Genomic DNA, 14,315 nt, shown 5'->3' with positions numbered 1-14,315 from the left:
GAGAGTCGGGAAAGGATGGCCATCACGGTGCAGCGGACAGCAGAGGACGTGTCCGCTCCGACGGCTTCGGCAACCCGGGTGTCGCCGTTGCAGCCACCTCGGGCGAGACGTCAGAACAGGCTCACTCGGGCATGGTCGCGCACGCCGGGCCGGTTGGCGCTCATCATGGCGGGGCTGCTCGCCCTGGTGGCGGTGCTCGCCGGGGTCACGGTGACCACGGCCAACACCAAGACGGACGCCACCTGGGAGCTGGCCGAGCGGCACGAGCCGACGGCGGCCGACGTGCAGCGGCTGTATCGCGCCCTGTCCGAGGCGGACGCGACGGCGGCGAGCACGTTCCTCGCCGCCCAGAACGCCTCGCTCGAGCTGCGGAAACGCTACGAGGACGACATCGCGCTGGCCGGGCAGACGATCGGCCTTGCCGCGGTGGACCGCGGCACCGACCCGCGGGTGGCGCGCGAGATCGACACGATCAGCAGGCAGCTGCCGGTGTACGCGGGCCTGGTGGAAGCCGCCAGGGCGAACAACCTGCAGGGCCTGCCCATCGGTGCGGCCTACCTGCGGGAGGCGTCGCACGTGATGCGGACCCAGATCCTGCCCGCCGCCGAGCGGCTGTACACCATCCAGGCCGACCGGGTCGCCGAGGAGCGCGCCGACGCGGTGCGGTTCCCCTACTTGGCCGCCGGTCTGCTGCTGGTCACCCTGATCGCACTCGTCGCCACCCAGGTCTACCTGTGGCGACACTTCGGACGACGGCTGAACCTCGGCATGGTGGTCGCCACGGCGGCGCTGATCGTCGGGCTGCTGTGGAGCTCGGTGGCGCTGACCCTGCACGCCACCAGCGCGGCCGATGCCCGGCCGGACCGGGTGACCGCGCTCGGGCAGGCCAGGATCGTCGCGCTGCAGGCCAGGGCCAACGAGCTGCTGACGCTGGTCGCGCGCGGCAACGGCGCCCAGTACGAGGAGCAGTTCGACGAGCTCGCCGACGAGCTGGTCGGCAAGGACGGCAAGTCCGGCCTGCTCGCCAAGGCCAGGCAGGACGCCGAAGGCGACGTGGCGGCCGCGCTGGCCAACACCGCAGGGGCCACCCGTAGCTGGCTGGAGGGCTACCGCGAGGTCCGCAAGCTGGACAACGGCGGCAGGCACGGCGAGGCCGTCGAGCGGGCCATCAACGAAGGCGCGGCCGGGGCAAGCGCTCCCGCGTTCGCCCAGCTGGATGCCGGGCTGGAGCGCGCGCTGCAAGCCAGCCGGGAGCAGTTCGTCGACGACATCGTGACGGCGGCTCGTTCGCTCACCCTGCTCACCCCCGGCTGGGCGGTGCTCAGCGTCGTCGCCGCCGGCGGGATCGCCTACGGTTTGCGCGAGCGGCTGCGGGAGTACCGATGATGCGAAGCAGATTCCTGGGTTTGTTGTCGGCTCTGCTCGCCGTGGCGACGGTGCTGGCCGGCTGCGGCGGGGACGTGGCGCCGCGTTCGCTGGTCAAGCCGCGGCCCGCCGACCGGCCGATGCCCGCCGGTGTGCACCTCGATCCGGAGGTGCCAGAGGCGGAATCCGGGTCGGACTGCGGTGACCCGACGGCCAGCCTGGCGCCCCGGGGGCTGACGATCCCGCCCGGATCGACGATGGAGAAGATCCGCAAGCGCGGCCGCCTGATCGCCGGCGTCGACCAGAACACCTACCTGTTCGGCTTCCGCAACCCGACCACCGGCGAGCTGGAAGGGTTCGACATCGACATCGTGCGGGAGATCGCCGAAAAACTGCTCGGCGACCGGAACAAGGTGCAGTTCAAGGCGCTGCCCACCAGCAAGCGGATGGACGCGCTCAAGGACGGGTCGGTGGACCTGGTCGCCTACACCATGACGGTCACCTGCGACCGGCGGAAGGAAGCGGAGTTCTCCAGCGTCTACTTCGAGTCCGGCCAGCGCATCCTGGTCCCGAAGGGATCCGACTACACCGAGGTGTCCGACCTGGGGAACAAGCCGGTGTGCGTGCCCGCCGGCTCGACGTCGCTGGTGAACCTGGCCAAGATGTCGCCCCCGCCGGATCTGGTCGCGGTGGACGACCTGGCGGACTGCCTGCTGCTGTTGCAGCAACGGCAGGTCGAAGCGGTGTCCACGGACGACTCGGTGCTGGCGGGCATGGCACGGCAGGACCCGAGCGTGCACGTGGTCGGCGAGCCGTTCAGCAAGGAGCCGTACGCGATCGGCATCCCGAAGAAGAACACCGACATGGTCCGCTACGTCAACGCCGTGCTGGAGGAGATCCGCAAGGATTCCTGGGACGACATCTACCACCGGTGGCTGGAACCGGCACTGGGTCCGGCGACTCCCCCGGCCGCCAAGTACAAGTGACGGCGCCCAGGGAAGGCCGGTCTGCCGTTGCGCGACCCGGAAGTGACGGCGCCGCGCGCCGACCGCACTCAAGGGAGCCGGTCTGCCGTTGCGCGACCCGGACGGACGGCGCCGCTCGGGCGGCGCTCAGTCCGGTTCAGGCAGCGTGACGATCCCGCTCATCGCGGCGGCGAGCTCCCCGGTGCGCTGCGCCGGCAGCCGTGAAATGATCATCGCCTTGCCGGGCAGGTCGCGAAGCAGCTCCGGCGGGCCCACGTGGATACGTGTCTTCCCACTGGTGGGGGCGGTGAGGCCTTCCTCGTTGCAGTAGATGTCGGCCTTTGTGGGCGCCATGGTGGCCACCTGCCGGTACAGCGTGGCGTCCTCGCGTGCCTCGGCCTCGTCGCCGACCAGGACGACCACGTCCACCCCGAGCATGTCGGCCCCGTAGAAGACCGGGACGACCGACACCAGTGACCGGTCACGCCGGGTCGGCAGCAGCCGGCTCAGCCTGGCGATCTCGGCAACCGACCTGCGCCTGCGCCTGCGATGGATCTGCTTGTGCAGGGCCAAGGCGGTCGCCAGCTGCACGTCGTTCAGCTCGACGCCGACCGAACGGCGGATGATCTCGGCCATCAACGCGACGACCTCGGGGCCGTTGACCCGCGGCATCGGCTCACCTCACTCCCTGCGACGCCCGCGCGCCGCTCGTGTCGATCCTGGCCAGGATCCCGGTGCCCCGACGCCCGTGGCAACAAGATGCCGCGCCGGGACGATCGCCGTGATCACCGTGTCGGCCGACCAGCACGTGCACCACGATGCCGCGCGCGGACGATCGTTCGGCCCGGGCCGCAGGTGACGTAATGCTTCCCCCACCGTTCCACACCGCGCGCTTAGGCTAGCCTAAGCTCACTGAACCTCGTACGCTCGCGAGTATGACCGCAGCCCTTCGCCAGATCGACCAGGCGCCGTTCTCGCAGCAGCTGCGGGAAGCCACCAGGGAAGCGCACGAGCGGGCCGAACGGTCCGCTTTCGTGGCCAAGCTCCTGGACGGGTCGGCCGGGTTGTCCGGGTACGCGGCGCTGGCCGCGCAGCATTTCCACATCTACTCCGCGCTGGAGGAGGCGGGACGGTCGCTGGCCGATCACCCGGTGGTGGGCCGTTTTCTGATCACCGGCCTGGATCGGGTGCCCGCGCTCACCGCCGATCTGGAGTTCCTGCTCGGACCGCGGTGGCGGGACGCGGCCGTCGCCCGCCCGGCCACCGTCGCGTACTGCGAGCGGATCGCCGAGGTGGCCAGGACCTGGCCGGACGGGTTCGTCGCCCATCACTACACCCGCTACCTGGGCGACATCTCCGGCGGGCAGGTCATCCGTTCGCGGCTGCGGACGAGATACGACATCGATGGTGCCGGGGCACGGTTCTACGACTTCAGCGCCCTGGGCAGCCCTGCGGCGTTCCGCCGCCGCTACCGGGAACTGCTCGACACCGCGGGGTGGGACCCGGCCGAGCGGGAGCGGATCATCGCCGAAGCCCGGGTCGCCTTCCGGCACAACGAAGCCGTCTTCGCCGAGCTCGACCGCGCTGCGTGAGTGTCGTTGCCGCGGCGGCGCGGGCCTCGCACCGCGCCGCCGCCGGGATTCGGGTCTACCCTGGCGGACTCCTGTCATTTGCGGACGCGAGGAGGCGGCCATGACGACCACGCTCAACCCCTACATCGGCTTCCAGGACACCGCGCAGCAGGCGATGGAGTTCTACCGGGACATCTTCGGCGGCGAGCTGACCATGAACACGTTCGGCGAGTTCGGGATGGAGGGACCGGGCGCGGACAAGATGATGCACGCGCACCTGAACACACCGGGCGGCATGACGTTGATGGCGTCGGACACCCCACCCGGCGGCGAACCCAGGTCCGGCTCGGCGATCACCATCTCGCTCAGCGGTGACGACGCCGCCGAGCTGCGCGGCTACTGGGAGAAGCTGTCCTACGGCGGCACGATCGAGGTCCCGTTGGAGAAGCAGATGTGGGGCGACGAATTCGGCCAGCTGGTGGACCGGTTCGGGGTCGGCTGGATGGTCAACATCGGCTCCTGAACGGCCTGACACAACCGTGCCGGCCGGGCGGCGCTCGGCTCACTGCACCACCGCACAGGCGGGACCCGCCTCACTGCACCACCGCACAGGCGAAACAAGGCGTCGCGCCGCGTCTCCCCCGGTCTCGTCCTCGGCGGTCGCGGCTTCCCCACCGGCCACGGATTCGGGGACGACACGCGTCGCCGCCCGGTGGGTTTCTGGACGCAGGGCCGCCTGCCAGGAGACCCGGTGGCCCCGGTTCGCACAGCTCATCAAGAGGCGATCGCCTTCGACCTCGCTGAGGCAAGCCGCCGACCGGCACTCGGGAGGCGCGGCAGGTGCGCCTGACGGACAACTACCTCGCCACGCAGGACGGCGGCCCGGTCGAGTTCGCGTGCACCATGCCGTCCGGCAAGACATGGCCGCATCACCGGGTGGAGAACCGGGGAGCGCGGCCCGGCGGCGCGCACTCCGGCCCCAGCCCCGGCGTCGGTGACTCGACCGGCGGGCTCGGTCAGCGGAACGCCTCGTGCCCGGTGAGCACCTTGCCGAGCACGAGCGTGTGCATCTCCTCGGTGCCCTCGTAGGTGAGCACGGACTCGAGGTTGTTCATGTGGCGGATGACCGGGTACTCCAGCGAGATGCCGTTCGCCCCGAGGATGCTGCGGGCCGTCCGGCAAATGTCCAGCGCGGCGCGCACGTTGTTGAGCTTGCCGATGCTCACCTGCTCGGGGCGCAACTTGCCGGCGTCCTTGCGGCGTCCGAGGTGCACGGCGAGCAAATAGCCCTTGATGTACTCCAGCGACATGGTCGCGAGCTTGTGCTGGGTGAGCTGGAAAGCCCCGATCGGGCGGTCGAACTGCACACGCTCGCGCGCGTAGGTGCGCGCGGCCTCCAGGCACGTGCGCGCAGCGCCGAGCGCACCCCACACGATGCCGAACCGGGCTTCGTTCAGACAGGACAGCGGGCCCTTCAGCCCCCTGGCTTCCGGCAGCATCGCCGAGTCCGGCAGCCGCACGTTGTCGAGCACGAGCTCACCCGTGGCGGAGGCGCGCAGCGACAGCTTGTGCTTGATCTCGTTCACGGCGAAGCCCGGCGTGCCGACCGGCACGACGAATCCGCGGATCCCGTCGTCCGTCCGCGCCCACACGATCGCGACGTCCGCGAACGGCGCGTTCGATATCCACATCTTGCGCCCGTCGAGGATCCAGTCGGAGCCGTCGCGGCGGGCACGCGTTTTCAGGGCGGCGGGATCCGAGCCGACGTCAGGTTCGGTGAGGCCGAAGCAGCCGATCTTCTCCCCGGCAGCCATCTGCGGCAGCCACTCCTGCTTCTGCTCCTCCGACCCCCACCGCCAGATCGCGAACATCGCCAGCGAGCCCTGCACCGACACGAGCGAACGCAGCCCCGAATCGGTCGCCTCGATCTCCAGGCACGCGAGGCCGTACTCGGTCGCCGACATCCCGGCGCATCCGTAGCCCTCCAGGTGCATGCCGAGCACGCCCAGGGCGCCCAGCTCCTTGGCCAGCTCACGAACATTGGGGATCTCGCCCTGCTCGAACCACTCGGCGACATACGGCTCGGCGGTCCGGTCGAGCATCTGGCGCACGGCCGCCCGCACGGCCTTCTCGTCCCCGGTCAGCAGGTCGTCCAGCCCGGCTGGATCCGAGGGGTCCGGGGCAGGCAGCTGCATGGGGTCGACAGTGCTCATCACTTCTCGTCCTCTCGTAGCCACTCGCGAACCTGGGAGCTGTGCTCACCGAGGCGAGGCGGTGGGGTGTATCGCACGACCGGGGTCTGGGAGTAGCTGATCGGGTGGCGGACCTGCGCCGGCCGCCCCGGTCCGACGTCGACAAGGGGATCCAGGCCAAGACGCTCCGCCAGCGCGAACCCGTCCGCCACCGTCCCCACCTTCCCGGCGGGAACCCCCGCGGCGTTGAGCCGTTCGGACCACTCCTCGGCAGTTCCGTCCGCGAGCAGCGCGGACAGCCGCTCGGCGAGTTCCGCACGATGGGCCAGCCGCGCAGGGTTGGTAGCGAAGCGCTCGTCGTCGGCGAGACCGGGGTCGGCAAGAGCTGCCGCCAGCCGGCGGAACTGCGTGTCGTTCCCGCAAGCGATGACGACGTCGCCGTCCGCGCACGGCAGCGCTTCGTACGGCGCGATGGAGGGGTGGGCGTTCCCCATCCGGCGCGGTGCGACCCCGGTCGTGAGGTAGCTCGACGCCTGGTTCACCAGCGACCCGAGCAGCGAGCTGAGGAGGCTGACCTCGACGAGCTGGCCCTGCCCGGTGGCCCGGCGGGCGTGCAGCGCGGCAAGGATGCCGATGACGGCGTCCTTGGCCGTGAGCACGTCCACCAGGGCGACACCGACCTTCACCGGCTTCCCGCCGCGGTCGGCAGGCTCGCCGGTGATCGACATCAGGCCGCCGACGGCCTGCACGATGAAGTCGTAGCCGGGACGGGTCGCTCCGTGCGTGCGGCCGAAGCCGGTAATCGAGCAGTAGACGACGCCCGGATTGGCCGCCCGCACGTCGTCGTACCCCAGGCCGTACCGGCGCATCGTTCCGGGCCGGAAGTTCTCGATGAGGACGTCGGCGCGCTCGGCGAGCCGGCGGGCCACCGCGAGATCGGCCGGGTCGGCCAGGTCGAGGACGACCGACTCCTTGTTCCGGTTGACGCTTTCGAAGTAGGCGGCGCTGTTGTCCGTCCACGGCGGACCCCAGGCACGGGTGTCGTCGCCGCCCTTCGGGTGCTCGACCTTGACGACGCGTGCGCCCAGGTCTCCGAGCAGCATCGCGGCATACGGGCCCGCGAGCACGCGGCTGAAGTCCGCGACGAGCAGTCCGTCCAGGGGGAGCGACATGTGATCAGTGTCGCCGAACCGAACGATGATGTGAATTACTTCTCTCGTACCCCAGCAATACCTGTTCGGTATCGCTCATCGATCACGCCCGGCCGCGCCGCCGTCGCGGGCCGGTGACGGGTGGCATGGCCTTGACGATCCTCACCAGCTCGGCGAGCGCGGGGTTCGCATCCGACGCCCGCCACGCGAGCCGGACCTCGACCGCGGCGAGTTCGGCCGCCAGCGGCCGGTAGACGACCGTCGGGAGGGGGATGTTCTCGCGCACGCCGGAGAACGTCAGCGCGATGCCGTTGCCCGCGTCGACCATGAGCAGCTGGGTCGCCGAGTCCGGCGCGGTCGCGACGATCTTCGGCACGAACCGGCCACGAATCGACAGCTCGTGCAGCCGTGTCGAGAGCGTGGCACCACCGCCGCCGGGCAGGACGATCCAGGACTCGTCGGCGAGGTCCGCCGCGGTGATGCGCTCGGCCGAGACGAGCCGGTGGTTGTCGGGAAGGGCGATGACCAGCTCCTCGTGAGCGACGACGTGGGATGCGACGTCCCGAGGCAGCACGTCCCAGCGACCGACGATCGCATCCAGCGCGTGCGAGCGCAGGCGTTCCATGCCAGGCGAGGACAGCTGGGACCCGTACAGCTCGATCCCGATGCCCGGGCGCCGAGCACGCACCGCACGCACGATCGCGCTCACGATCGAGTTCACCGACGCGCCCGAGAACCCCAGGCGCACCCGGCCGATCTCGCCGCGCTGCACGCGCTGGAGCAGGGGACGGATGCGCTCGGACTGCATGAGGAGTTCACGGGCCGGTTCGATGAGCGCTTCGCCGGCAGGCGTGAGGCTCACTTTGCGCGGGCTGCGCTCGAACAAGGTGACCCCGAGCTGCGCCTCGAGCGCGCGGATGAGGCGGCTCAGCGGCGGCTGGGCCATGTGCAGGCGGAGCGCCGCCCGGCCGAAGTGCAGCTCCTCTGCGACCGCGAGAAAAGCACGTGCCTGGTTCACGTCCACCGGCTTGAGCGTACGACCGGAATTCGGCAAAGCCGAGAAATCGACTGTTGACGAGGCCCCCGCCATGAGGCATCGTGTACGCGACCGACCAATCGGTCGGGTGGTGGTACGGAGGGGCAGACGGACCCTGACCTCCTCTCACTGGATGAGCAATCAGACGTAGCCGAGCGGAGTCGTCGCACCCGCGGGCGGGGTGCTCACTTCGGACCAGAGGGCGCCCAGACTTCCGTGGATGGAAGACCGAGTAGGGGCCATGAACGTGATACAGAAGTCGCGGACAGCGACGCCGAACCCGGTCAAAGTCGTCATCGAGCCTCGGGTCACCGACCGAGATCCCGACAAGTACGAACGGCGCCTGAAGAGGCAGAACACGATCCTGGCCGTCGCGACGCCCATTGTGCTGATCCTGCTGTGGGAGCTCGCGGCCCGGGGCGGGATCATCGACGTGCGCTTCTTCCCCCCGCCGAGCTCGATCGCCGTCACCGGCTGGGAGCTCGTGGAGAACGGCATGCTGCCGACCGCGCTGCTGGTCACCATCCGGACGCTGCTGATCGGCCTGGTAGTCGGCAATGTCGTCGGGACGGTCGTCGGCATGGCCATGGGGCTGGTCCGCCCGCTGCGCGCAGCCTTCGACCCGCTGCTGTCCGGGCTCTACACCGTTCCGAAGCTTGCCGTGCTGCCGCTGTTCATGCTGCTGCTCGGCCTCGGTGAACCCCCGCGCATCGTGGTCGTCGCGATCGGGTCCTTCTTCATCGCGTGGATCACGATGCTCGAGGCGACCATGGGCGTCGCGCACGGCTACCTGGAGACGGCCGAGTCGCTCGAGCTCACCCGAGGCCAGCGGTTGCGCCGCGTGCTCGTTCCCGCGGTGCTCCCCGAGTACTTCGTCGGCCTGCGCATCGCGGTCGGCAACGCCGTGCTGCTCATCGTCGGCGTCGAGTTCGTCATGAGCAGCGAAGGAATCGGCAGCCTGATCTGGCGGTCGTGGCAGATCTTCGCCACTGAGCGGATGTACGCCGGGATCGTCTGCGTCGGCTTGCTGGGTTACGTCCTGACCAAGCTCGTCACGATCGCGGCGCGAGTGGCCGTGCCCTGGGGTCCGAAGTCGATGAAGCGCCGCCGTTAGCCGCCCGTCCGCTCCCGCCGAGCGGGCCAGGCCGCAAGCGTGCGAATCCCTTGTCTCAATGGAGAGAAAGGAACCTGCGAGTGTACGCCAAGAGACTCAGTGCAGGACTCGTCGTCGGCGCGCTCCTGCTGACCACCGGATGCGCGGGGATGGGTGACGGCGACGACACTTCCGCCGCCGGCTCGGCGGAGCAGCTGATCGCCGACGGGGTCATGGACGAAGAAGGGGTGCTCGCCGAGCCCGCGACGATCACCATCGCCACGGCTGCTCCCACCGCCTTCACGATCCCGCTGTACATGGCCGCGGCCGGGCACGACGCGTTCAAGCGCCGGAACCTCACCGTGAAGATCGAGAACATGCCCGGCACGGACTCCTATCCGCTCATGTCCACCGGGCAGCTCGACGGGAACTACAGCGCACCCGACGTCGGCATGTTCAACGCGATCCACAACGGCGCCGACCTCGCCGTCGTCGCGCCGACCCAGATCCAGGCCGAGGACGCCAAGGACGGCCTGTACTGCCGGGTCGACGACATGGGCGGCAAGCCGTTCTCCTGGGACATGATCCGCGGCAAGAAGATCGGCTCCTCGCAGGCCAACCGCGGCGTGTCGATGATCCAGATCGTCAAGAACCTCAAGGAGAACGACATCCCGGTCACCGACGTCGAGGTGGTGCAGATGAGCACCGCCGACCAGGTCGCCGCCTTGGAAAAGGGTGGCCTGTTCTGCGGCCTCATCCAGGAGCCGATCACGGCCACGGTGGAGGAGGCGGGCCACGCCGTCTTCGTCGCGCGCCAGATGGAGTTCGGCTTCCCCAACGGATCGGTCGCCTTCGGCAAGTCGATCCTCCGCGACCACCCCGAGCGCGGGTACGCGTTCGTCGCTGCGCTGGCCGAGCTCTACCGCGACGAGCTGCAAGGCGAGTGGCTGCGCGGCCGCGAGGAGTACTTCGCCGAACTGCTCGGGCAGCCGGTCGACGCGCTGAAGAAGATGACGACGCCGATCTACAGCCTGCCGATGGAGTTCCCGGAGAACTACGCGCGGACCTTCGACCAGACCTGGCGCAGCTGGGACGACCTGCTCCAGTACGACGAGCCGCTGCCCGAGGACAAGGTCATCGACCAGCGGTTCATGGACTTCGCCAACAAGCTTCTCGCCCGCGACTGACCAGAGCGCACGAGAGGACCGAAATCCAGTGAAGAACGAGGCGGGATGCACCGTGCCCTCGATCGGAGACACCCGACGCTTGGACCCGCACGAGGTCAAGGAAAGCCTCCAGCACGCCCATCCGAACGTGCTGCGAGCGGTGACGTATCTGATGACGGGCAACCCCGAGCTGCTGGTGATGCGCACGATCGAAGTGGAGCGTCGTGGCGGCGCCTTCATCGAGCAGACGCTCAGCGAGAGCGACGCGCAAAGGGTGCGGGAGTTGGCGTTCGAGCTGCTGACCTCGCCCGACCTCGATCAGCGTCCGGAGTCGGCCATGGCTCCGGACTTCGACCAGGACCGCATCCGCGACGCGGTCGGGTTCCTGCTGGGAACCCGACCGCGGGAGGCGGAGTTCCGGCTGGCGATCCGCGAGCTCGGCCTCGAGGAGGCGTGCGGCGTGTCGACGCGAGCGAGGTGGTCCACCGACGTCGACCCGTCCGGCTGGCGTGTCCTCGTCGTCGGGGCCGGCTTCAGCGGCATCGGGATGGCGGTGCGGCTGCAAGAGCTCGGCATCCCCTACTTGGTCGTCGACAAGCAGCCGCGCATCGGCGGGACATGGGAGCGGAACCAGTTCCCCGAGGCGCGCGTGGACACGACGAGCTACGTCTACCAGTTCAGCTTCGTCGAAAAGTACCCGTGGAAGGAGCACTACGCGTCGCAGGAGGAGGTGCGGCAGTACCTCGAGTACGTGGCGAGCTCGTACGGCGTGACGCCGCACATTCGCCTCGAGACCGAGCTGGTCGAAGGCCGGTTCAACGCCGAGACCTCGATGTGGGAGCTCGTGCTGCGCGACAAGACCGGTGCGGAGTGGAAGGAGACGGCGAACTTCGTCGTCAGCGGTTCCGGTCTGTTCTCCACGCCGAAGATCCCCGCGTTCCCCGGCCTGGAGGAGTTCGAGGGACCGATCGTGCACAGCGCGCAGTGGGACCCGGGCTTCGATCCGACCGGGAAGCGGGTGGCGATCGCTGGCAACGGGTCGACCGGCGTGCAGATCCTGCCGTGGCTGGCGAACAAGGCGGACCACGTGACCGTCTTCCAGCGCACGCCGCAGTGGATCTCGCCGCTGGAGAAATACAAGGAGAAGGTCTCCGAGCAGATTCAGTGGCTGCACGACAACGTGCCCTTCTACTGGAAGTGGTCGTGCTTCAACGCCCGCCTCATCCGCGGCTCGCTCGGTGACGCCCAGGAGTACGACCGCGCATGGCAGGCGGCCGGGGGCCTGGTGAGCCGCAGGAACGACGGCCTCCGGGAGAACCTCAAGGCCTACATCGCGACGAAACTCGCCGACCGCCCGGACCTGCGGGAGGCGTGCACACCCGACTACGCGCCGCTGGCCCGGCGCCTGGTGGTCGACAACGGCTGGTACGACGCGATCGTCAAGCCGAACGTCACCCTGATCCCCCGAGGAGTGGCCGCGCTCGGACGCAACAGCGTGATCGCGGCGGACGGGACCGCTTACGAGTGCGACGCGCTCGTGCTGGCCACGGGATTCGAGGTCGAGAAGTACACGCTGCCTGCCAAGTACTACGGGCCGGACGGCCGGACCCTGGAAGACGTCTGGGCCAAGGACGGCCCGCGCGCCTACGCCGGAGTCGAGGTGCCGGGCTTCCCCAACTTCTTCATCATGTACGGGCCGAACGGACAGCCGCGCGGCGGCAGCTACGTGGCCGCGCTCGAGCTGTGGATCGACTTCGCAGCCGGCCTGATCGTGCAGACCATCGAGTCCGGCCACCGCCGGTGCGAGGTCACCGTCGAGGCGTTCGACAAGTACAACGCGCTGATGGACATCGAGATGGAGCGGCTCATCTGGGAAGGTGAGGCGCCCAAGGACCGCAACTACTACGTGAATTCGTTCGGTCGGCAGAACGTGAACATGCCGTGGCGCCTGCACGACTACGCGCAGATCCTGTGGAAGTCGGAGGACACGCATGTCTTCGCGTGACCGTGCACCGAGCACGCGGGAGCAGCGCTGGGCCGACCTCCCCGGCGGGAGCGCGCACGGGGTCTTCGGCGCCGACGACGTGTTCGGGACGCTGAACCGGCAGTCGGCCGAAACCGTCCTCGGGGCGGTGCGGTCCGTGCGCAGCGGCAAGGTGTTCTCCCTCAACCTGCCGCTGACCGAGCCGACCCCGCCGCTGTTCCAGCGCCAGCTGCCGCGGCACGACGTGTTCACCACGCCGAGGGGAAACCTCGACGACGTGCTGGACAACTTCTATCCGCAGTCCTCGTCCCAGTGGGACGGGTTCCTGCACGTGCCGGATCCCGAGCTCGGCTTCTACAACGGCCTGGGTCGAGAAGAGCACGGGGTGCATCACTGGGCGGCTCGGGGCATCGTGGGGCGCGGCGTCGTGCTGGACATCAGCGACGCCCTGTGGGCAGCGGGCGGGACGGACGCATTCGCGGCGTCGACGGCCGTCGGCATCGACGCGCTGGAGGCGGCGCGCGAAGCAGCCGGTGTGGAGTACCGCCGCGGCGACATCCTCCTGGTGCGTACCGGCTGGATCTCCTGGTACCGCAGCCAACCGCTCGAACGGCGGCAGGCCGTTCGCGACGCGCGCGTCGCGCCAGGGCTCGAAGCGTCGGCGGCGGTGGCCGAATACCTCTGGGACCACGGATTCCTGGCGATCGCCTCGGACGCTCCCGGCGTCGAGGCGCTGCCCAGCAAGCGGGAGGGGTCGCTCCACCACCGTCTGCTGGCCCGCCTCGGGATGCCGCTGGGCGAGCTGTGGTGGCTGGACGACCTGGCCGCCGAGTGTTCGGCCGACGGGTTCGCCGACTGCCTTGTCACCTCGAGCCCGCTCGGCATCGTCGGAGGTGTCGGGTCGCCCCCGAACGCCATCGCGATCAAGTGACGAGCCAACCCACCGAGATCGGAGGACAGCCAGGTGGTGGAGAACGCAGCCAGGCCGGTCAAGGCGGTCATTCGCAACGTCAGCAAGGTCTACCGGGGACGGACCGACGTTCCCGCGCTCGACACCGTCGACGCCGTCGTCTACGAGGGTGAGTTCCTGACGATCGTCGGGCCTTCCGGCTGCGGGAAGTCCACCCTGCTGCGGATGCTCGACGGGCTCCAGCGGCCGAGCGAGGGCGCCGTGGAGATCACGAAGGCGAGTAGCGATCGGCCGCTCACGTCCATGGTGTTCCAGGACTACAGCGTCTACCCGTGGATGAGCGTCTTCGACAACGTCGCGCTCGGGCTCGCGCGCAGCACGCTCAGCAAGGCGGAGAAGGCCGAGCGCGTGCGGGAATGGCTCGACCGGATGGATCTCGGCAAGTTCGAGTCGGCCTATCCGATGGAGCTGTCCGGCGGCATGCTGCAGCGGGTCGCCATCGCGCGCGCCCTCGTCGCCGAGCCGGAGATCCTCCTCATGGACGAGCCGTTCGCTGCGCTCGACGCCCAGCTGCGGCGCCGGCTGCAGGAGGAGCTGCTGGAGATCGTCGGCAACACCGGCAGGACGGTCGTGTTCGTGACCCACAGCTTGGAGGAGGCGATCCTCCTCGGCGACCGGATCTTGGTGATGTCGGCACGTCCCGGACGGATCGTCGACTCCGTCGACGTCCCCTTCCCCCGCCCGCGCGATCCGGAGCTGCGCACCTCGCCGGGCTTCCGCGACCTGGAGGAACGCCTCTGGACGATCCTCAAGGACCACGCCGACCACCGCGTCTGAGCCGAGCCGTCGCCAGTGCCACGCAATGAGGAGAGTGCAGCAGTA

The 14,315-nt window shown here is 69.4% G+C and carries 13 protein-coding genes; 9 read left to right on the top strand and 4 right to left on the bottom strand.

Annotated elements, in window-relative coordinates:
- Positions 1-165: 165 nt before the first annotated feature.
- A complete protein-coding gene (locus tag YWY_RS0111770) occupies positions 166-1,386 on the top strand; it encodes a hypothetical protein (protein ID WP_051310173.1) in 1,221 nt (406 codons plus the stop codon).
- Positions 1,383-2,351 carry a glutamate ABC transporter substrate-binding protein gene (locus YWY_RS0111765; protein WP_342665111.1) on the top strand — a complete coding sequence of 323 codons (969 nt, stop codon included), beginning with the start codon at positions 1,383-1,385 and terminating at the stop codon, positions 2,349-2,351. Before YWY_RS0111770 ends, YWY_RS0111765 begins: the two co-directional genes overlap by 4 nt.
- Before the next feature lie 126 nt (positions 2,352-2,477).
- Here the strand turns inward: YWY_RS0111765 and YWY_RS0111760 are convergent, their stop codons facing one another.
- Complete coding sequence (locus YWY_RS0111760; protein ID WP_028847763.1) at positions 2,478-3,002, bottom strand: hypothetical protein; 525 nt, start codon at positions 3,000-3,002, stop codon at positions 2,478-2,480.
- 263 nt (positions 3,003-3,265) lie between these two features.
- On the opposite strand from YWY_RS0111760, the gene YWY_RS0111755 reads away from it, so the two are divergent.
- Together YWY_RS0111755 and YWY_RS0111750 are read left to right on the top strand one after the other, a co-directional pair.
- The gene (locus YWY_RS0111755; protein WP_028847762.1) at positions 3,266-3,922 is read left to right on the top strand and encodes a biliverdin-producing heme oxygenase; all 657 of its coding nucleotides are present in this window, start codon (positions 3,266-3,268) and stop codon (positions 3,920-3,922) included.
- Positions 3,923-4,022: 100 nt separating this feature from the next.
- Positions 4,023-4,424, top strand: coding sequence for a VOC family protein (locus YWY_RS0111750; RefSeq protein WP_028847761.1), 402 nt, complete (start codon positions 4,023-4,025; stop codon positions 4,422-4,424).
- Positions 4,425-4,917: 493 nt separating this feature from the next.
- Here the strand turns inward: YWY_RS0111750 and YWY_RS0111745 are convergent, their stop codons facing one another.
- The 3 genes from YWY_RS0111745 to YWY_RS21650 all read right to left on the bottom strand — a co-directional run bounded on the left by YWY_RS0111745 (position 4,918) and on the right by YWY_RS21650 (position 8,268).
- Entirely contained in the window at positions 4,918-6,114 is a 1,197-nt protein-coding gene (locus YWY_RS0111745; protein ID WP_028847760.1) for an acyl-CoA dehydrogenase family protein, read from the bottom strand.
- A complete protein-coding gene (locus YWY_RS0111740; protein WP_028847759.1) occupies positions 6,114-7,265 on the bottom strand; it encodes a CaiB/BaiF CoA transferase family protein in 1,152 nt (383 codons plus the stop codon). Before YWY_RS0111740 ends, YWY_RS0111745 begins: the two co-directional genes overlap by 1 nt.
- An 82-nt stretch (positions 7,266-7,347) precedes the next feature.
- On the bottom strand, positions 7,348-8,268 hold the full coding sequence (locus YWY_RS21650) for a LysR substrate-binding domain-containing protein (protein ID WP_051310172.1): 921 nt from the start codon (positions 8,266-8,268) through the stop codon (positions 7,348-7,350).
- 253 nt (positions 8,269-8,521) lie between these two features.
- Here YWY_RS21650 and YWY_RS21645 point away from each other — a divergent pair, with 253 nt between their 5' ends.
- The 5 genes from YWY_RS21645 to YWY_RS0111710 all read left to right on the top strand — a co-directional run bounded on the left by YWY_RS21645 (position 8,522) and on the right by YWY_RS0111710 (position 14,270).
- Positions 8,522-9,394, top strand: coding sequence for an ABC transporter permease (locus tag YWY_RS21645; protein ID WP_038045031.1), 873 nt, complete (start codon positions 8,522-8,524; stop codon positions 9,392-9,394).
- An 80-nt stretch (positions 9,395-9,474) separates the two neighbouring features.
- Positions 9,475-10,560, top strand: coding sequence for an ABC transporter substrate-binding protein (locus YWY_RS0111725; RefSeq protein WP_156899210.1), 1,086 nt, complete (start codon positions 9,475-9,477; stop codon positions 10,558-10,560).
- 52 nt (positions 10,561-10,612) lie between these two features.
- Positions 10,613-12,544, top strand: a complete 1,932-nt coding sequence (locus YWY_RS21640) for a flavin-containing monooxygenase (protein ID WP_156899209.1) — start codon at positions 10,613-10,615, stop codon at positions 12,542-12,544.
- Complete coding sequence (locus YWY_RS21635; protein ID WP_051310170.1) at positions 12,531-13,454, top strand: cyclase family protein; 924 nt, start codon at positions 12,531-12,533, stop codon at positions 13,452-13,454. The genes YWY_RS21640 and YWY_RS21635 overlap by 14 nt, the downstream gene beginning before the upstream one ends.
- A 33-nt stretch (positions 13,455-13,487) precedes the next feature.
- Positions 13,488-14,270 carry an ABC transporter ATP-binding protein gene (locus tag YWY_RS0111710; protein ID WP_245566646.1) on the top strand — a complete coding sequence of 261 codons (783 nt, stop codon included), beginning with the start codon at positions 13,488-13,490 and terminating at the stop codon, positions 14,268-14,270.
- Positions 14,271-14,315 lie beyond the last annotated feature (45 nt).

This window comes from Thermocrispum agreste DSM 44070 (assembly GCF_000427905.1).
In the GTDB taxonomy this organism is placed as follows: Bacteria; Actinomycetota; Actinomycetes; order Mycobacteriales; family Pseudonocardiaceae; genus Thermocrispum; species Thermocrispum agreste.
The sequence above is the reverse complement of the archived record's forward strand: the minus strand, read 5'-3'. Positions and strand labels throughout refer to the sequence as shown.

What these genes read in the sequence shown, in the direction of transcription:
- YWY_RS0111745 (WP_028847760.1), bottom strand. Translation starts at nt 6,114, where the DNA reads ATGAGCACTGTCGACCCCATGCAGCTGCCTGCCCCGGACCCCTCGGAT.
- YWY_RS0111750 (WP_028847761.1), top strand. Translation starts at nt 4,023, where the DNA reads ATGACGACCACGCTCAACCCCTACATCGGCTTCCAGGACACCGCGCAG.
- YWY_RS0111755 (WP_028847762.1), top strand. Translation starts at nt 3,266, where the DNA reads ATGACCGCAGCCCTTCGCCAGATCGACCAGGCGCCGTTCTCGCAGCAG.
- YWY_RS21635 (WP_051310170.1), top strand. Translation starts at nt 12,531, where the DNA reads ATGTCTTCGCGTGACCGTGCACCGAGCACGCGGGAGCAGCGCTGGGCC.
- YWY_RS0111765 (WP_342665111.1), top strand. Translation starts at nt 1,383, where the DNA reads ATGATGCGAAGCAGATTCCTGGGTTTGTTGTCGGCTCTGCTCGCCGTG.
- YWY_RS0111760 (WP_028847763.1), bottom strand. Translation starts at nt 3,002, where the DNA reads ATGCCGCGGGTCAACGGCCCCGAGGTCGTCGCGTTGATGGCCGAGATC.
- YWY_RS0111770 (WP_051310173.1), top strand. Translation starts at nt 166, where the DNA reads ATGGCGGGGCTGCTCGCCCTGGTGGCGGTGCTCGCCGGGGTCACGGTG.
- YWY_RS0111740 (WP_028847759.1), bottom strand. Translation starts at nt 7,265, where the DNA reads ATGTCGCTCCCCCTGGACGGACTGCTCGTCGCGGACTTCAGCCGCGTG.
- YWY_RS21645 (WP_038045031.1), top strand. Translation starts at nt 8,522, where the DNA reads ATGAACGTGATACAGAAGTCGCGGACAGCGACGCCGAACCCGGTCAAA.